Source organism: Kitasatospora sp. NPDC049285 (assembly GCF_040678815.1).
Lineage (GTDB): Bacteria > Actinomycetota > Actinomycetes > Streptomycetales > Streptomycetaceae > Kitasatospora.
On record NZ_JBFAQR010000023.1, the window covers coordinates 17,999 to 35,757 of the forward strand.

The 17,759-nt window shown below is 75.5% G+C and carries 16 protein-coding genes; 14 read left to right on the forward strand and 2 right to left on the reverse strand.

The window, feature by feature from the left end:
• Positions 1-15: 15 nt before the first annotated feature.
• A complete protein-coding gene (locus AB0K51_RS17030; RefSeq protein ID WP_363455435.1) occupies positions 16-924 on the forward strand; it encodes an ABC transporter substrate-binding protein in 909 nt (302 codons plus the stop codon).
• A 4-nt stretch (positions 925-928) separates the two neighbouring features.
• The gene (locus AB0K51_RS17035) at positions 929-1,993 is read left to right on the forward strand and encodes an LLM class flavin-dependent oxidoreductase (RefSeq protein ID WP_363455438.1); all 1,065 of its coding nucleotides are present in this window, start codon (positions 929-931) and stop codon (positions 1,991-1,993) included.
• A gap of 45 nt (positions 1,994-2,038) precedes the next feature.
• On the opposite strand, the gene AB0K51_RS17040 is transcribed toward AB0K51_RS17035, so the two are convergent.
• Positions 2,039-3,028 carry an aldo/keto reductase gene (locus AB0K51_RS17040; protein WP_363455441.1) on the reverse strand — a complete coding sequence of 330 codons (990 nt, stop codon included), beginning with the start codon at positions 3,026-3,028 and terminating at the stop codon, positions 2,039-2,041.
• A gap of 97 nt (positions 3,029-3,125) precedes the next feature.
• Between AB0K51_RS17040 and AB0K51_RS17045 the strand changes: the two genes are divergently transcribed.
• Positions 3,126-3,602, forward strand: coding sequence for a group III truncated hemoglobin (locus tag AB0K51_RS17045; protein WP_363455443.1), 477 nt, complete (start codon positions 3,126-3,128; stop codon positions 3,600-3,602).
• A 168-nt stretch (positions 3,603-3,770) separates the two neighbouring features.
• Positions 3,771-4,118 carry a metalloregulator ArsR/SmtB family transcription factor gene (locus AB0K51_RS17050; RefSeq protein WP_363455648.1) on the forward strand — a complete coding sequence of 116 codons (348 nt, stop codon included), beginning with the start codon at positions 3,771-3,773 and terminating at the stop codon, positions 4,116-4,118.
• A gap of 17 nt (positions 4,119-4,135) precedes the next feature.
• On the opposite strand, the gene AB0K51_RS17055 is transcribed toward AB0K51_RS17050, so the two are convergent.
• Positions 4,136-4,510 carry a hypothetical protein gene (locus AB0K51_RS17055; protein ID WP_363455446.1) on the reverse strand — a complete coding sequence of 125 codons (375 nt, stop codon included), beginning with the start codon at positions 4,508-4,510 and terminating at the stop codon, positions 4,136-4,138.
• A 231-nt stretch (positions 4,511-4,741) separates the two neighbouring features.
• On the opposite strand from AB0K51_RS17055, the gene AB0K51_RS17060 reads away from it, so the two are divergent.
• The 10 genes from AB0K51_RS17060 to AB0K51_RS17105 all read left to right on the forward strand — a co-directional run bounded on the left by AB0K51_RS17060 (position 4,742) and on the right by AB0K51_RS17105 (position 17,699).
• Positions 4,742-4,927 carry a hypothetical protein gene (locus tag AB0K51_RS17060; protein ID WP_363455448.1) on the forward strand — a complete coding sequence of 62 codons (186 nt, stop codon included), beginning with the start codon at positions 4,742-4,744 and terminating at the stop codon, positions 4,925-4,927.
• A gap of 157 nt (positions 4,928-5,084) precedes the next feature.
• Positions 5,085-6,728 carry a SulP family inorganic anion transporter gene (locus AB0K51_RS17065; RefSeq protein WP_363455651.1) on the forward strand — a complete coding sequence of 548 codons (1,644 nt, stop codon included), beginning with the start codon at positions 5,085-5,087 and terminating at the stop codon, positions 6,726-6,728.
• Positions 6,725-6,856 carry a DUF6126 family protein gene (locus AB0K51_RS17070; RefSeq protein ID WP_363455451.1) on the forward strand — a complete coding sequence of 44 codons (132 nt, stop codon included), beginning with the start codon at positions 6,725-6,727 and terminating at the stop codon, positions 6,854-6,856. The genes AB0K51_RS17065 and AB0K51_RS17070 overlap by 4 nt, the downstream gene beginning before the upstream one ends.
• 208 nt (positions 6,857-7,064) lie before the next feature.
• Complete coding sequence (locus tag AB0K51_RS17075; protein ID WP_363455454.1) at positions 7,065-10,829, forward strand: BTAD domain-containing putative transcriptional regulator; 3,765 nt, start codon at positions 7,065-7,067, stop codon at positions 10,827-10,829.
• A gap of 95 nt (positions 10,830-10,924) precedes the next feature.
• On the forward strand, positions 10,925-13,063 hold the full coding sequence (locus AB0K51_RS17080) for an MMPL family transporter (protein WP_363455457.1): 2,139 nt from the start codon (positions 10,925-10,927) through the stop codon (positions 13,061-13,063).
• A 186-nt stretch (positions 13,064-13,249) separates the two neighbouring features.
• Positions 13,250-14,467, forward strand: a complete 1,218-nt coding sequence (locus AB0K51_RS17085; protein ID WP_363455459.1) for an ATP-binding protein — start codon at positions 13,250-13,252, stop codon at positions 14,465-14,467.
• Positions 14,464-15,285: a hypothetical protein gene (locus tag AB0K51_RS17090; protein WP_363455462.1), complete on the forward strand. Its 822-nt coding sequence runs from the start codon at positions 14,464-14,466 to the stop codon at positions 15,283-15,285. Before AB0K51_RS17085 ends, AB0K51_RS17090 begins: the two co-directional genes overlap by 4 nt.
• Before the next feature lie 91 nt (positions 15,286-15,376).
• Positions 15,377-15,730: an amino acid transporter gene (locus tag AB0K51_RS17095; RefSeq protein WP_363455464.1), complete on the forward strand. Its 354-nt coding sequence runs from the start codon at positions 15,377-15,379 to the stop codon at positions 15,728-15,730.
• 108 nt (positions 15,731-15,838) lie between these two features.
• Positions 15,839-16,273: a hypothetical protein gene (locus AB0K51_RS17100; RefSeq protein WP_363455467.1), complete on the forward strand. Its 435-nt coding sequence runs from the start codon at positions 15,839-15,841 to the stop codon at positions 16,271-16,273.
• A gap of 136 nt (positions 16,274-16,409) precedes the next feature.
• Positions 16,410-17,699: a DUF4407 domain-containing protein gene (locus AB0K51_RS17105; protein ID WP_363455469.1), complete on the forward strand. Its 1,290-nt coding sequence runs from the start codon at positions 16,410-16,412 to the stop codon at positions 17,697-17,699.
• The last annotated feature ends 60 nt before the right edge of the window (positions 17,700-17,759 follow it).

The following is a 17,759-nucleotide window of genomic DNA, read 5'->3' on the forward strand; positions in this document are numbered from 1 at the left end:
AAGGAGACCCCGAGCATGACCATCACCGTCGGCGTGCACCGCTCCAACCCGACCCTCACCCACCTGGCCCGACTCGACTACCTGCAAGAGGAGTTGGCCCCGCTCGGCGAGAGCGCCGACTTCCACCACTACACCGACGGCACCCGCACCGGCGCCCACCTCGCCGACGGCACCATCGACTTCGGCGGCACCGGCTCCACCCCGCCGATCACCGCGCAGGCCGCCGGACACGACCTGGTGTACGCCGCGGTCTCCGCCCCCAGGCCGGACCACGGCGCGCTGCTGGTGCGCGCCGACGGCCCGGTGCGCACCGTCGCCGACCTGAAGGGCGGCACGGTGGCGCTGGGCATCGGCTCCTGGCAGACCCACCTGCTGGCCAAGGCGCTGCACCAGGCCGGGCTGTCCTACCGCGACGACGTCCGGGCGGTCCGCCCGTCCGGCGACGAGGCGCGGCGGCTGCGCGAGGGCGACATCGCCGGCTGGATCGCCCAGGGCGCGGAGCTCGCCGAGGCGCTGCGCGGCGGCGAGGCGCGCGTCCTGGTCCGCACCGGCGAGGTGATCACCGACCGCTCGGTGTTCTTCACCCGCCGCGAACTCGCCGTCCAGCGGCCCGAGGTGGTGGCCGCCGTCGTCACCGCGCTGCAGCGCGCCGACGACTGGGCCGCCGCCCACCTCGACCAGGCCGCCGCGCAGGCCGCCGAGGAGCAGGGCGGCGCGGCCGCCGACTGGCGCAGCGCGTTCGCCGGGCTGCCGTGGCGGCTGGAGCCCGCCGGCGCCGCGTTCGTCGCCGAGCAGCAGGAGGCCGCCGACATCTTCCACGGCGTCGGCTTCATCGACCGCCCGGTCACCGTGGCCGACGCCCACCTGCCCGGCCTGGAGCAGCCCGTGGCCGACGCCGTCGCCCGCGCCGGAAAGGGGAACTGACGCCGTGGCCGCCGAAGTCCTCTGGTACCTGATCCCCCGCGAGGGCCACTACCCGTGGGAGCCGGAAGGCCGCCGCCCGGTCGACCTCGGCTACCTCCAGCAGCTCGCCGCCACCGTCGAACGGCTCGGCTACACCGGCGCGCTGCTGGCCACCGACCAGTACGACGTGTGGACCCTCGGCTCCGCGGTCGCCGCCGCCACCGGCCCCGGCTTCCGGCCGCTGCTCGCCGTCCACCCCGGCCTGGTCTCGCCGACCCTGCTCGCCAAGATGGCGCTCAGCTTCGAGCACCTGCACGGCGCCGGCCGGCTGCGGTTCAACGTGGTCAACGGCTCCACCCCGCAGCTGCGCGAGTACGGGCTGCACGTCGAGCACGACGACCGCTACCGGCTGTCGGCCGAGTACTGGGGCCTGGTCAAGCGGCTGACCCGCGGTGAGGTCGTCGACCACGACGGCGAGTTCTACCGCCTGACGCAGGCCGGCGCCTCGCTGCGCGACCTGCCGCCGCTGCGCGAGGGCCACATCCCGCTGTGGTTCGGCGGCTCCTCGCCCGCCGGGATCGAGATGGCCGCCGAGCACGTCGACGTCTACCTCACCTGGGGCGAGCCGCCGCACCTGCTCAAGGAGAAGCTGGAACGGGTCCGGGAGCGGGCCGCCGCGCACGGCCGGACCCTGCGCCTGGGCCTGCGGCTGCACCTGATCGTCCGGGACACCGAGGAACAGGCCTGGGCCGCCGCCGACAAGCTGCTCGCCGTCACCAGCGAGGCCACCTACGCCCGGCAGCTCGGCGGCGTCCGGGGCGAGGACGGGGTCGGCTGGCAGCGGCAGTTCCGCCAGCACGGCGGTCGGGTCCCGGCCCACGCACGGGAGTTGGAGACCCACCCCAACCTGTGGCCCGGGATGAGCCTGTTCCGCCCCGGCCCCGGCACCGCCGTGGTCGGCAGCAGCGCGCAGGTGGTCGAGCGGCTGCGCGAGTACCAGGACCTCGGCGTCGACACCTTCATCCTCTCCGGCAACCCGCTGCTGGAGGAGGCCTACCGGGTCGCCGAGACGGTGCTGCCCCACCTGTGAGCCGGGCCGGCCGGGCCCGCAGGTACGGGCCCGGCCGGTCGCGGGTCAGCGGCTGAGGCGGTCGATCTCGGCGATCTCCGTGGCGGTCAGCGGGCCCGCGGCGAGCGCGTCGAGGTTCTGGTCGAGCTGCTGCACGCTGCTGGCGCCGATGATCACGGAGACCACCCGCTCGTCCCGCAGCACCCAGGAGAGTGCCAGCTGGGCGAGGGTCTGGCCGCGGCCCTCGGCGACCTTGGCGAGCGCCCGGAGCTGGTCCAGCTTGGCGCCGGTGAGGGCCTCCTCCTTGAGGAAGTGGCCGACCGACATGCGCGAGCCCGCCGGGACGTCGCCGCCCAGGTAACGGTCGGTCAGCAGGCCCTGCGCGAGCGGGGAGTAGGCGATCAGCGCGGTCTGGGTCTCGCCCACCGCGTCCAGCAGGCCCTGCTCCGGCTCGCGGTTCAGGATCGAGTAGCTGGCCTGGTTCAGCAGCACCGGGGTGCCCAGCTCGCGCAGGATCGCCACCGCCTCACGGTGCTGCTCCGCCGGGTAGTTGGAGATCGCCGCGTACAGCGCCCGGCCCGAGCGGACCGCCGTGTCGAGCGCGCCCATGGTCTCCTCGAGCGGGGTCGACGGGTCCCAGCGGTGCGAGTAGTAGACGTCGACGTAGTCCAGGCCCATCCGCTCCAGCGACTGGTCCAGGCTCGCCAGCAGGTACTTGCGCGAGCCGCCGTCGCCGTACGGGCCCGGCCACATGTCCCAGCCGGCCTTGCTGGCGATGAACAGCTCGTCGCGGTACGGGCGGAAGTCCTGCGCGAACAGGTAGCCGAAGTTGCGCTCCGCGCTGCCGTACGGCGGGCCGTAGTTGTTCGCCAGGTCGAAGTGGGTCACCCCGCGGTCGAACGCACGGCGCAGCACCGCGCGCTGCACGTCCAGCGGCTGGGTGTCGCCGAAGTTGTGCCACAGGCCGAGCGAGACGGCGGGCAGCTGCACGCCGCTGCGTCCGGCGCGGCGGAAGGTCATCGAGGCGTAGCGGTCGTCCGCGGCGAGGTAGCTCATGGCAGCATCCTGCCAGGCGGGGGCGGGCGAGCGGGACCAAGGGCCCTGGGTGCGCCGACCGCGGCGGCCGTAGCCTGGACGGCCGGAGGTGGTCCGCGTGACAGCGTCGGCGAGTGCGGGACGGCAGGGCGGTGCGGGTCGCCCGGACATCGCGAGCAGGGCCGACCTGGAGGCGCTGCTGCGGCGCTTCTACGCGGCGGCCTTCGACGACCCGCTGATCGGGCCGCTCTTCGTCGACGTGGCGCGGATGGACCTGGCCCACCACCTGCCCCGGATCACCGACTTCTGGGAGAGCGCCCTGTTGCGCACCGCCCGCTACCAGGGCAACGCCCTCGCCCCGCACGCCGCGCTGCACGCCCGGGAGCCGCTCACCGCCGCCCACTTCGGCCGCTGGGTCCAGCTCTGGCGCGCCACGCTCGACGGCGGGCACGCCGGCCCGGTCACCGAACGCGCGAAGGCGCAGGCCCAACGGATGGCCGTGGCGATGCTGCGCCGGCTCGGGGACGGCGACACCGGCGGCGGCAGCGGCGGGTTCGTGCCGCTGGCGGCGGTGCGGCTCGCCTCCGGCGGGTGAGGGCGGGCGGGGACGGGGTTCGAGGGGCGGGTGTGCCCGGGCCGGAGGCGGCTTCGGCTCGTGTTCGACGCCGTCGCCCGGTTGCTAAGGTCGGGGGTGGCGGCAACGTCCAGGACTCGACCGAGATGGGGTGACGATGTGAGCGCCGAAACCCCGCGCGTGTCTCCCGTGGTCAGCACGCCGCTGTACCAGGTGAAGGCCGAGTTCTTCAAGACGCTCGGCCACCCCGTCCGGATCCGGGTGCTGGAGCTGCTCAGCGAGCGCGAGCACGCCGTCGCCGAGCTGCTGCCCGAGACCGGCGTCGAGGCCGCCCACCTGTCCCAGCAGCTCGCGGTGCTGCGCCGGGCCAACCTGGTGGTCGCCCGCCGGGAGGGCAGCACCGTCCACTACAGCCTGACCAGTCCGCAGGTCGCCGAACTCCTCAAGGTGGCCCGCGAGATCCTCGGCGGAGTGATCACCGGCCAGGCCGAACTCCTGGACAGCCTGCGCGCTCCGACCGGCTCGACCCGGGCCTGAGGTCCGCCTGCCCGCACTCACACCACCAGGTCGGCCTCGATGGCCCGGGCCCGGTGGCGCGCCATGGCGAGGTTGGCGCGGGAGCGGTCGAGCACCAGGTACAGGAAGAGGCCGCGCCCGTCGCGTGAGGTGAGCGGCCGGATCAGGTGGTACTGGCTGGTCAGGGTCAGCAGGATGTCCTCCAGCGCTTCGCCGTACAGGCCCAGCAGGTCGAGCATCTGCACCTGCGCCCGGACGATGTCGGTCGCCGCGGCCGCGGCGAGTGCGAGGTCCAGGCTGCCGTCGGGGCCGCGGGTGTCCAGTGCCATGCCGCTGGTGGCGTCGACCAGGGCCGCGCCGAGCGCGCCGTCGATCGCCAGTGCGCCCTTGAGAACAGTGCCGATGTCCGTCATCCGTGGTGCCTCCGGTCAGGGTTCGTGAACGGGCCGAGCGTAGGCAGCCGGTCGGAGCGGCTCGCGGCGTTGACCGGTAGCGACCGGGAAAGATCACAAGCTTTGGAATTGATGACATGCAGAAACAGTGATTTGCGAAATTAAGCAAGTCCATACATGATGCCTGCTAGTGGGAACGGCATCCGGCGTGTCCGATCGGGTCCGGCCCGGGACGGCCGAGGGAGGGCGACGGTGACCGAGATCTTCGACGAGGAGCTGCGCGAGCAGCTCGCCCGGGCCCGCCAGGCGCTCCGGGACGCCCGGTCGGCCGGCGACGAGGACGGCGAACAGGCGTACGCCGGGCGGGTGTCCGAGCTGCTGCGGATCGCCGAGCGACACGGGATCGACGTCCCGCGGTCCGCCGCGGAGCCCTGGTGACCGCCACCCGCGGGGGCCGGCCGTGGGTCGGACTCCGGTTGCTCACCGGACTCCGCTCGGCGGTCGAAGTCCGCCTGCCGGACGGGGAGGCCCGCGCGTGAACGCCGTGCTGGGCCGGGTGGCGGCCGTGCTGCCGAACCGCCGGATCCTCGCCACCATGGGCCGCTCGCCGCGCAAGGACCTGGTGGCCGGGCTCACCGTCGCGATCGTCGCGCTGCCGCTCGCCCTCGGCTTCGGCATCTCCTCGGGCGCCGGGGCGGCGGCCGGACTGGCCACCGCCGTGGTGGCGGGGGCGCTGGCGGCGGTGTTCGGCGGCTCGAACCTCCAGGTCTCCGGACCGACCGGAGCGATGACCGTGGTGCTGCTGCCGATCGTCCACCGGTACGGCGCGGACGGGGTGCTGACGGTCGGTCTGCTCGCCGGCGTGGTGCTGGTGGCGCTCGCGCTGGCCCGGGCCGGACGCTGGATGGCGTACGTGCCGGTGCCGGTGGTGGAGGGGTTCACGGTCGGGATCGCCGGGGTGATCGCCCTGCAGCAGGTGCCCGGTGCGCTCGGGGTGGCCGCGCCCGCGGGCGACAACCCGGCGGTGGTCGCCGCGAAGGCGGTCGGCCGGTTCCTCGGCGCGCCGCACTGGGCTGCGCTCGGCCTCGCGCTGGGGGTGGCCGCCGTGCTGCTGGTCGGCGGGCGGCTGCGGCCCGCCGTCCCGTTCTCGCTGCTCGCGGTGGTCGCGGCGACGGTGGCGGTCAGGGCGTTGGGCCTGCCGGTGGCGACCATCGGCCGGCTGCCGGCCGGCCTCCCGGCGCCCTCGCTGGGCTTCCTCGACCTGTCCGCCGTGCCCGCGCTGCTGCCGTCCGCGCTCGCGGTGGCGGCGCTCGCCGCGCTGGAGTCGCTGATGTCGGCGACCGCCGCGGACGCCCTGAGCGTGAGCGAACGGCACGACGGCGACCGGGAGTTGTTCGGCCAGGGCGTGGCCAACCTGGCGGCTCCGCTGTTCGGCGGAGTGGCCGCGACCGGCGCCATCGCCCGGACCGCCGTCAACGTCCGCTCCGGCGCGGCCTCCCGGCTCGCGGCGCTGGTGCACGCGGCGGTCCTCGCGGTGATCGTGTTCGCCGCCGCGCCGCTGGTGTCCGGCATCCCGCTCGCGGCGCTGGCCGGGGTGCTGATCGCCACGGCTGTGCGGATGGTGGAGGTCGGCTCGGTGCGGGCGCTGGCGCGCAGCGGGCGCGGCGAGGCGGCGGTGCTGGTCCTGACGGCGGCCGCCACGCTGGCGTTCGACCTGGTCACGGCGGTGGTGGCGGGCCTGCTGCTGTCGGGGGTGCAGGCGCTGGCCAAGGTGGCGCGGGCCGCCCGGGTGGAGCAGGTGCCGCTGCACGACGAGCTGCCGCCGGCCGACCACCACGCCGAGGAGCAGGCGCTGCTGGCGGAGCACATCGTCGCCTACCGGATCGACGGGCCACTGCTGTTCGCCGCCGCGCACCGGTTCCTGCTGGAGCTGACCGAGTCCGCGCAGGTGCGGGTCGCGATCCTGCGGATGTCACGGGTCAGCGCGATCGACGCCAGCGGCGCGGTGGTGCTGGGCGACGCGATCACGAAACTGGAGCGGCGCGGCACCCTGGTGCTGGTCTCGGGCCTGCGCGCCGAGCACCGGCGGCCGCTGGACGCGCTCGGCGTGCTGGACCGGCTCCGCGCGGAGGGCCGGGTGTTCGCCGCCACTCCGGCCGCGATCGCCTACGCGCGGCGCCGGTTGGCCGATACCCCGCAGCCCGACCCGATCACCCCGACCCTGCTGGAGCAGTCATGAGCGACGCCGTCCGGGACGAGCGGACCAGGCGCAGGGCGATGCTCGTCCGCGCCCTGATCTACATCGCGGGCACCCACCTCTTCGCCGGCTTCGTGGTCCTGCTCTTCGCCCTCGGCAACCGCCACTGACCCGCCGGGCGGGGGTGGGGCGGGTCTTTCGGACTACGTCGGTAGGGCGGGTCTTTCGGATCACGTCGGATCAGCGGGCGTTGTCGGGGTGCGTGGCCCGGCGGCGGCCCCGGCGGATGGGGTGTGGCGTGGTGCGGGTACGACTTGGAGACGACTTGGAGGGCAGCTCGCGGCGGGGGCTGGCCGGCATCGCATAGGCTCGACGGCGATGGTGCGGATCACGGTGCTCGGGGCGCTCACGGCGCAGGTGGCGGGGGTCGCTGCCCGGTTGGGCGGCCCGCGTCAACGCGGTGTGCTCGCACAGCTGTTGGCGGCCCGGGGCGAGGCCGTCCCGGCGGACCGGCTGATCGAGAACCTGTGGGAGGGGCGTCCGCCGGCCAAGGCCGCGGTCTCCCTGCAGGCGTACGTGTCGAACCTGCGGCGGCTGCTGGAGCCCGGGCGCGGTCCGCGGCAGGAGGCCCGGCTGCTGGTCAGCGAGGCCCGCGGGTACGCGCTGCGGGATGTCGGGACGGACGCCGCGGAGTTCGAGGCGCTGGTCCGGCGGGCCGGCGGCGGGAGCGGCGGCTCGCTGCTGCTGCGGCAGGCGCTGGCACTGTGGCGGGGCCCCGCGTACAGCGAGTTCGCGGACCAGTCGTGGGCCGCGGTGGAGGCCGGTCGGCTGGCCGATCTCCGGGTCGCGGCCCGGGAGTTGGCGGTCCGGCGGGAGCTGGGCGAGGGACGGCTCGCGGAGGCCGTGCAGGAGGCCGCCGCGCTGACGGAGGAGCATCCGCTGCGCGAGGAGGGCTGGCGGCTGCTGGCCCTCGGCCTGTGGCACTCCGGCCGGCAGGCCGACGCGTTGGCCGCCGTCCGGCGCGCCCGGACGCACTTCGCGGAGGAACTGGGCCTCGACCCGGGACCGGTGCTCGGCGCGGTGGAGTCCGCGATCCTGCACCAGCGGGTGGAGGAGCTGACGCTGGCGGACACCGGCACCGGGCCGTTGACGGCCGGGACGCAGCGTGCCGCGGGCCCGGTCGTGTCGGATGGTGCGACGGGGGAGCCGGGCGGTGTCGCGTCGGTGCGGGGGCTGGCTGATGCGACGGGCGGGGCGCAGCGTGTTGCGGCGGTGGTCGCGGTGGGCGGCGTGCCGGGGGAGCCTGGCGGCTCGGTGTCCGTGGGGGCGATAACGCCGTTGCGGGGGCTGGCTGCTGCCGCAGGCGTGCCGGGGGAGCCGGGCGGCGCCGCGCGCGTGGGGGCGATAACGCCGTCGCGGGGGCTGGCCGATACGACGGCCGGGACGCAGCGTGCCGCGGGCCCGGTCGTGTCGAATGGTGCGACGGGGGAGTCGGGCGGTGTCGCGCCGGTGCGGGGGCTGGTGGACGCGTGGGTCGGGGCGGAGCGTGGCGCGAGCCCGGTCGCGGTGGCCGTGGGGGCGGTGCGCGGGGCCGGGGTGGCGTGGTCGCACGGGCGGGCGCGGGGGCCGTTGTTCGTGGGGCGGGAGGCGGAGCTGGCGGCGTTGCGGGGGGCCGCGGAGCTGTCGCGGGGCCGGGTCGGGTTCGCGGTGGTGAGCGGGGAGGCCGGCGCGGGGAAGTCGACGTTGCTGGGCCGGCTGCGCGAGGAACTGGCCGGGGACGGCTGGCTGGTGGCGACCGGGCGGTGCCCGGAGAGCGCGGGCGCCCCGGCGGCGTGGGCGTGGACGGAGGTGCTGCGGGAGGTCGGCGAGCAGGCGCCGAGCCCGCAGGTGGCCGGTGAACTCGCCCCGCTGCTGGCCGAGTCCGGGCTGACGGTGCGTCAGGACGCGCTGTCCGGGCGGTTCCGGCTGCACCGCGCGGTGATCGCCCGGCTGCGGGAGGCCGCCGCCCGGGCCCCGCTGGCGGTGCTGCTGGACGACCTGCACGCGGCGGATCCCGAAACCCGGTCGCTGCTGGCCGAGTTGGCGGCCGATCAGGCGGTCGGCGGGGTGGCGGGCCTGCTGGTGGTGCTGTCGCTGCGGCCGGGGGAGGGCGAGTTGGCGGAGGTGCTGGCCCCGGTGGCGCGGCGCTCGCCGGTCCGGGTCGCACTGGCCGGGCTGCCGCCGGCTGAGGCCGGGCGGCTGATCGAGGCGGTGTGCGCGCGGGCGGTCGGTGAGGAGACGGTGCGGGCGCTGTCCGAGCGGACCGGCGGGAACCCGTTCTACCTCACCGAGAGCGCCCAACTGCTCGCCGTGGAGGGCGAGTCGTCGGCGCTGCGGGAGGTGCCGCAAGGCGTCCGGGAGGTGCTGCGGCGGCGGGTCGAGCGGCTCAGCGGCCCGGCGGTCGACCTGCTCCGGCTGGCGGCCGTCGCCGGTCGCGAGGTGGAGGCCGAACTCCTGCTGCGCGCCGGCGACCTGACGGAGGACGCGGCGGTGGAGGCGGTCGAGGCGGCGGTGGCCGGCGGCCTGCTGACCGAACCCCGGCCGGGCGTACTGCGGTTCGCGCACGTGCTGGTCCGGGAGACGCTGTACGCGGACCTCGGCGGGCTGCGCCGGGCCCGGCTGCACGGCCGGATCGGGCAGGCGCTGCGGGAGCTGCGTCCGGACCGGCTCACCGCGCTGGCGCACCACTTCACCCAGGCGGCCAGCGCGGCGAGCGCCGAACTCGCGGTCGAGTACTGCGTGCGGGCCGCCGAGACGGCGGAGCGGCGGTACGCGCACGAGAGCTGCGCCGGGCTGCTGCGGCAGGCGGTGGAGAACCTGGACCGGTCGCCGGACCGGTCGGCCGGGGACCGGGCGGCCCGCCGGATCGAGCTGCTCGGGGCGCTGCTGCGGGCCCAGGTGCGGGCCGGCGAGGTGACGGCGGCGGGCGAGACCAAGGCGGCCGCCGTCCGGGCGGCCCGGGAGAGCGGGCGGGAGGACCTGCTGATCGCGGCGTGGACGGCCTGGACCGAGCCCACCCCGTGGGTCACGCACGCGTACGGCACCTTCGACCAGGAGGCGATCGACACCCTGACCGGCCTGCTGCGCCGTACCGACCTCGCCCCGGCGGTCCGCTGCCGGCTGCTGGACGCGCTCACCTACGAACTCGACTGCACCGGCTCGGCGGCCGCCGTCAACGCCGCGACCGAGGCGGTCGCGATCGCCCGCGCGGAGGGCGACCCGCGGCTGCTCTGCCTCGCGCTCGCCTCCCAGGCCCGGGCGCACGACTACGAGTTGCAGGCCGACGACCGGCTGGCGCTGGCCACCGAGCTGGCCGAGCTGGCCGCCGCCCACGACCTGCCCGCCTACCGCTGGCACGCCGCCAACCTGGCCGCCTCGGTCGCGGCCGTGCACGGCGACCTGCCCGCGCTGCGCCGCCACCTGTCCGAGGGCCTGGAGATCGCCCGCCGCTACGGCCTGGCCGAACTCGCCGACATCGGCCTGTGCCAGCTCGGCATGCTGGAGCTGACCGCCGACCGCCCGCAGGCCGCCGTCGAGCTGTACCAGCAGGCGCTGACCGGACTGGCCTCGCGCGGCTCGGTGCACGCCGACGCGTTCGGCGCGCTCGTGTGGATCGTCATCGCCTTCCGGCAGGGCCGGATCGCCGAGACGCTCCCGCTGATCGAGCGCCACCAGCCGCAGTACGGCAGCCTGGTGGCCGACGTCGCCGCGCTCGCGCTGGCCGCCGCCGGGCGGACGGCGGAGGCCCGGGAGGCGCGGCGCGAACGCCACCGGGTGCAGCCCGACTACTACCGTTCGCTCTTCCTGGTGCTGCGCGCCGCCGCCGTGGTGGCCCTGGACGAGCGCGCCGAGGCGGCCGAACTGATCGAGGAGCTGCGGCCGTTGGCCGACCTGGTGGCGGGCGCCGGCTCCACGTCCATCGCGGTCCGGCCGGTCGCCCTGGCGCTCGGCGAGCTCGCCGCGCAGCTGGGCCGCACCGCTGAGGCCGCCGGGTACTTCCGGCTGGCGCTGGAGGTGGCCCGCCGCTGGGAGGCTCCGCACTGGGAGGCCGAGGCGCGGCAGGCGCTGACCGCGATCGGGCAGCGTCCGGCCCTGGAGCGCTGAGCCGGGGCGGAGCCGCCAAGTGGGCTCCAAGCGGGTCCGTTCACACTGGGGTTCGACCCTGCATGCTCAACGTCCCACGTGTGGAAGGCTCTCGCATGTCCTCCCTTCTCGGCCGCCTCGGCGGTGCGGCGGCGGCCCGGCCGTGGCGCACCATCGTGGCCTGGCTGCTGCTGATCGCCGCCGTCCTGGGCCTGGCCGCCGCGTTCGGCGGCCAGCCGCGCGACAACTACCGGGTGCCGGGCACCCGTTCGACCGTCGGTGCCGACCTGCTCAGCGAGCGGTTCCCGGAGACCTCCGGCACCACGGCCCGGGTCGTGGTGCACGACCGGGGCGGCAACCCGCTGCCCGCCGCCCCGCTGGCGGAGCTGCGGGAGCGGCTCGCGGCGGTGCCCAGGGCCCAGTCGGTGACCCCGCCGGTGCCCTCGCAGCACGGCGACACCGCGCTGCTGACGGTCAGCTACCGGGTGAAGGTGACCGAGTTCAAGGGCTCCGAGGGCCTGGACGCGCTGCGCGCCGCCGCCCGGCCCACCACCGACGCCGGGTACCAGGTGGAGTTCGGCGGCCAGCTGCCGGAGAACTTCTCCGCCCCGGACGGCACCGCCGAGGCGATCGGCATGCTCGCCGCCCTGGTGATCCTGGTGGTGGCGCTCGGCACGGTGGTCTCGGCCGGCCTGCCGCTGGTCGTCGCGCTGGCCGGCGTCGGCGTCGGCACCGGCCTGACCACGCTGATGGCCGCCGTCACCGACATCAGCCCCACCGCGCCGACGGTCGCCTCGATGGTCGGCCTGGGCGTCGGCATCGACTACGCACTGCTGCTGGTGAGCCGTCAGGTGGAGGGCCTGCGCAAGGGCCTGGACAAGCGGGCGGCCGCCGCCGAGGCCAACGCCACCGCCGGCTCGTCCGTGGTGGTGGCCGGCTCGACCGTGCTGGTCTCGCTGTTCGGCCTGAAGCTCTCCGGCCTCTCGGTGTACTCCTCGTTCGGCTACGCGACCTTCGCGGTGGTCGGCGCGGTGATGCTGGCCGCGCTCACCCTGGTGCCCGCACTGACCTCGCTGGCCGGGAACCGGCTGCTGAAGCGCGCCGAGCGGCGCGCGGGCGCGGCGGAACGTTCCGCCAAGGGCCCGACCAGGACCGAGCGGTGGGCGCAGCTGATCGGCCGTCGCCCGGTCGCCGCCGCGGTGCTCTCGCTGGTGGTGCTGCTCGGCCTGGCCGCGCCGATGCTGGGCATGCGCACCTGGCCGCAGGACGCCGGCAGCCAGTCGTCCGGCAACACCACCCGCAAGGCGTACGACCTGATCGCCGAGGCGTACGGGCCGGGCGCCAACGGGCCGCTGCTGGTCGCGGTCGACCTGAAGCGGGTCGACAAGGCCGAACTGCCCGCCCTGGCGCAGACCCTGGGCCGGGACCCGGGCGTCGTCGCGGTGCAGCCGCCGCTGGTCAACCAGGCCGGGGACGCCGCGGTGATCACCGTCCAGCCGAGGACCGGGCCGCAGGACCGGGAGACCCCGCGACTGCTGCAGCGCATGCGGGACACCGAACTGCCCGCCGGGGCCGAGGTCACCGGCGTGGTGGCCTCGTTCTCGGACATCTCCGACCGGCTGTCGGCCAGGCTGTGGGTGGTGGTGCCGTTCGTGGTGGCGCTGTCGCTGATCCTGCTGACCGTGCTGTTCCGGGCCCCGGTGATCGCCGTCAAGGCGGCGGCGATGAACCTGCTCTCGGTGGCCGCCGCGTACGGCGTGATGACCGCGGTCTTCCAGCACGACGCGGGCGCCCGGCTGCTCGGGCTGCCGCACGCGGTGCCGGTCTCCAGCTGGGTGCCGATCCTGATGTTCACCGTGCTGTTCGGGCTCTCCATGGACTACGAGGTGTTCCTGCTCGCCCGGGTCCGCGAGGACTGGCTGGCGACCGGCGACCCGCGCGGCAGCGTGGTGCGCGGCCTGTCCGCCACCGGACGGGTGATCAGCAGCGCCGCGGCGATCATGGTGGCGGTCTTCACCGGCTTCGCGATCGACCCCGACGTGACGGTGAAGATGATCGGCGTCGGCATGGCGGTCGCGGTGCTGGTGGACGCCACCGTGGTCCGGCTGGTGCTGGTGCCCGCCACCATGACGCTGCTCGGACGGTTCAACTGGTGGCTGCCGGGCTGGCTGGACCGGCTGCTGCCGCAGCTGCGCCTGGAGCACGACGGCGAGCCGGCGGCCGCCGCCGAGCCGCGCAGCAGCGTCACGGTCTGAGCCGCACCCCGCCCCCGGTCGGCGAGGACAGGTCAACTCGCTTACGAAGTGCCGAAGTTGAGACATATTTCGGCCACATCCGGAGTGCCGTCCTATGACATCCTGATGCTCCAACAGGCCGGGACGCTGGGGGCGGGCTTGCACGGGACAGCTATGGCCGCGGCCGGCGCCGGGCGCGGAACCACGGTGGCCGAGGCGACCGAGACCCGGATCAAGCGGATGATGCGCCTGATCCGGGTCTCGACCTCGGCGTTCATGCTGCTGCCGCTGCTGGGCTGGTCCCAGCTGCGGCATCCGTGGCTGGCCGCCGTCGCCGCCGCCGCGGCGATCGCCGAGGCGGTCTGGTTCGACCGGCGGGCGGCCCGCGCGAAGGGCCCGCTGGAGCCCGCGGTGGTGCTGGTCGACGCCGGCTTCTGCGTGCTGCTGATGCTGGCGGGCTCGCAGGCCGCCGTCCCCGAACTGCGCAACGTGGTGATGACCGAGCTGGTCCCCTTCAGCCTCGGCTCCGCAGCCGTGGTCGGCGTCTCCCGGGTGAACCGTCCGCTGGGCCTGCTCGCCGTCGCCGCGCTGATGGGCGCCTGGTACGCCGCCGTGTTCCCCGACGTACGGCTGAAACTCGCCTCCGACCTGCTCGGCTTCGCGCTCTGGTACCTGGTCGGCCGGCGGATCGCCGTCACCTGGCGCGACCTCGCCGAGCAGACCAGCGCCATCAACGCCGAGAGCGAGGACCGGCTGCGCACCATCACCGAGCAGCGGCAGGCCGAGACCGAGGCCCGACACCGCGACGAACTGCACCGCGCCATCCACGACCTGATGCTGCCGGTGGTCCACCACGTCGCCTCCGGCGGCGCGGTCGGACCCGCCGAGGAGCGCTGGGCGCTGCGCACCGCCGTCAGCGCCCGCCGCTGGCTGGAGGACCCGCGCTACGTCCGGGCGCAGGGCCTGCGGGCCGCGCTGGCCGGCGTCATCGAGGTGTTCACCGACCGTGGCCTGATCATCACCGAGACGCTGATCACCCGCCGCGAGCCGCCGCCCGCCGTGATCAACGCCCTGGAGGGCGCGGTCACCGAGGCGCTGAACAACGTGGTCCGGCACGCCGGGGAGCGCGGGCAGACGGTGGTGCTGTTCGCCAAGGCCGACGAGGACGGCGTGGTGGTCACCGTGCAGGACCGCGGCGTCGGCTTCGACCGCGACGGCGTGCCGTCCGGCGGCGGCCTGCGGCGCAGCCTGCGCTCGATCGAGCACTACGGCGGCCGGGTGACGGTCGACTCCCGGCCCGGGCGCGGCACCAAGGTGCGCTGGGAGTGGCGTCCGGCCGGCGCGGACGCGCCGGGTACCCCGGACGCCTCCGGTGCGCAGCACGGGAGTTCGGCGGTCGCCGAGCAGGGAGGGGTGGCGGCATGAGGGCGTTCCGCAGTCCGGCGGAGATCAGCCTCGGCGTGGTCGACGACCACCCGCCGTTCCGGGCCGGCCTGCTGGCCGGACTCACCGCGGCCGGGTTCCGCTCCCTCACGGTGGCCGGATCCACCGAGGAGCTCGGCGACCTGCGGCCCGAAGTGGTGCTCTGCGACCTGGAGTTCCCGGAGGGCTGCCGGTCCGGCCGGGAGGCCGTCGAGTACCTGGTGGCCCGCGGCTGCCTGGTCATCGGCTTCTCCCACCTGGCGCGCCGGGAAGCCCAGCTGGACGTCCTCGCGGGCGGGGCGCGGGGCTTCGTGATGAAGTCCGAGGAGACCTCCGTCTACTGCGAGGCGGCCGGCGAGGTGGCCCGCGGCGGCTACTGGATCGGGCCCCGGCTGGCCGGCTACCTGATCGAGGACGCCGACAACCGTCCGCTCGCCAAGGACGAGATCGGCCCGGCCGAACGGGCCCTGCTCACCGCGCTCGCCGAAGGCGACACCCAGGCCGAGTTCGAGCATGCCGCGAAGCTGCCCGACGGCGGCTCGATCCCGCTGATGGACCGGGTGTTCGACGCGGAGCGCCGCCGGAACCGGGTGATCACCCCCTCGGTCCGCGAGTTCCAGATCGTCGAACTGATCGGCCGTCAGGGCCTGCGCTCCGCCGAGGCCGCCCGCCGGCTGTTCATCACCGAGGCCACCCTCAAGTCCCACCTGGAGAACATCCGCGACAAGTACCTCCTGGCCCACCCGCACGCGCCCCGCGACCTCCCCCCGCGCGACGCCTCCCGCCGCTGGGCCGAGGAGTTCGACGGACGCCGCTCGTAGACTGGGCCCTCGGCGGACGCCGCGGTGCTCCGCCGCGGGCGGAAGGGGGGCGGCGGCGATCCTTGCGCTGCTCAGCTCGGCCGGCGTCGAGGTGTGGGTCGGCGGCGGGTGGGGCGTCGAGGCGCTGGCCGGAGCGGGCTTCCGTGGGACGCTCGACCAGCGGCCGGTCCGGTTCGTGGCCGCGGATCCGGCCGGGCGTGAACTCGACCTGCATCCGCTGGAGTTCGCGTCCCACGGCAGTGCCACCCAGGCGTCCTTCGACCCGGCGGCCCCGTTCCGCTACCCCGCGGCGTGCTTCGTCACCGGCCGCATCGGCGGCGCCGCCGTGCCCTGCCTCTCCGCCGAACAGCAAGCGTACTTCCACCAGGGGTACCGGCCCACCGCACGCGACCTGCACGACATGGCGCTCCTGCGCGAGGAGTTCGGGATCGCCACGCACTTCTGAGCCCGGCGGCCCGGTGGCGGGCATCCCCGGAATGGGGACTGCCGGGGAGGGGCCGCGGGGCGCGACCATCGGCCATCGGGTGCGGGGTCCGGAAGGCGGTGGGGGCGGGTGGGGTGGTGGGGTCGGCGATCCCGACAACCTCCGGCGGACGACGGGCCGTTCCTGGCGCTGTTCCTGACGGCGACGGACCTGCCCGGCCCCGTGGCGCGGATCTGCCCGCCGGACGGCCGCCTGCCGCCCGCCCTCGACCCCCCGCTGCGCGGGGTGCTGCGCAGCGGCGCGGCGGTGTGGGCCGCGCCCGGCGACGCGCCGCTGCACCGCTTCGACGACCTGCGCTGGCAGTTCCGCCGGGACCGGCAGGCGCGGGTCGCGGCCCGCCGGATCAGCGCCGAACTCGCCTGCCCCGCCGGGTCGGTGGCCGCGGTGCGGCGGCACGGACGGGTGGTCGCCCGGCTGGTGTACACCCCGGGAGCGGACCCGGCCGCGCCCAGGCTCGCCGTGCTGCTGGCCCGGGTCGCCGTGCTGGCCGGCGACAGCAGTTGACCGCCCGTCAGGCCCGTCCGGGCTCCCCGAAACGGTGACTCACGGATCGGCCGCAGGCCTCGCAGACTGGCGGCAACGGGGGTAGCGGGAAAGGGGGTTGGGCGCTGTGGCACCGGAGCCGATGCCGTGGGGACAGGTGGAGGGGACCGAGCCGGAGGAGGTCCGGCCCAGCCGGTGGGTGCGGGTCCTGCGGTGGAGCGCCGCGGTGGACTCGCGGCACCTGATGTCCAGGACCGAGCGGACCAGGGCGGCCGGCGTCGGCGCGCTGGTGCTGCTGGTGGCGTGCACCGCCGCGGGGTCGATGGCCGCGCTGATCACCATCGTGTACGGCGCGGTGCACTGGTGGACGGTGGCCGCCGCACTGGTGTGGGGCGCGATCGTGTACGCCGTCGACCGGGCGATCCTCGCCGAGCCGTCGTACGGGGACCAGCGCGCCACCGAGTGGGCGGGCGACGAGGCGGGCGAGACCCTGACGGGCCGTCAGCCGATCGCGCCGGTGCGCCGCCGGGCCCGGATCGGCCCGGCCCTGGCCTACCCGCTGCGGGTCGGACTGGCGCTGGTGGTGGCGCTGCTGGTCAGCGAGGCGGTCTGCCTGGTGCTGTTCCAGCCGGAGATCCGGCAGGTGCTGGCCCAGGAGTCGGAGGGCGTCTACCGCGGCGCCGTCACCGCGGCCGTGGACGAGCGCGTCCGCCAGCTCGAGAAGACCGTGGCCGACAACAACACGCAGATCGAGGTCGGCAACAGCCGGGTCGCCGCACGGAAGCAGGCGCTGACGGACGCCCAGAACCACTACTACCAGGAGGTCGACAACCCGGACCGGCCCGGCTTCGGCAGCCTCGCCGCCACCGAGCAGGCCAAGGTCGACGCCGCCCAGCGGGCCCTCGACGACACCACCACCGAGACGACCGCCGCCGACAAGGCGCTCACCGGCGCCAACACCGCGATCCAGCGCGAGATCACCGACCTGCGCACCCCCGGCAGCGCCGGCTACCGGGCGATCGCCGACGGCGACGTGCTGCGGACCGCCCACGAGGTGGCGTACGCCCGGGCCGGCTGGCTCGCCCAGGAACGCGCGCTGCGCACCTTCCGGGCCGCCCACCGCGACGACCCGCTGGTGCAGTGGCTGCCCTGGCTGATCCGGGCGCTGCTGCTGCTGATCGACCTGCTGCCGCTCACCCTGAAACTCGGCTCGCCGAACACCGTCCACCACCGCCGGGTGCGCGAACAGGCCGCGCTGATCCGCTACGCCGACCGCGCCGAACTCGCCCTCGCCCGCTACGCGCAGGACCTGGCGGACGAGCACCGGCGCAACGGCATCCGGCTGGCCGCCGACCTGGCCGCCGCCCGCGAGCGCCACTACCGCGACGCCCGGGTCCGCCACCTCGACGGCGAGGACGACCGGCACCAGCGGGCCGGCAAGCACTGACCCGCCGTCAGGACCGGCCCGCCGGGCACCGCCGACCCGTCGTCAGGTCCGGCAGACCGC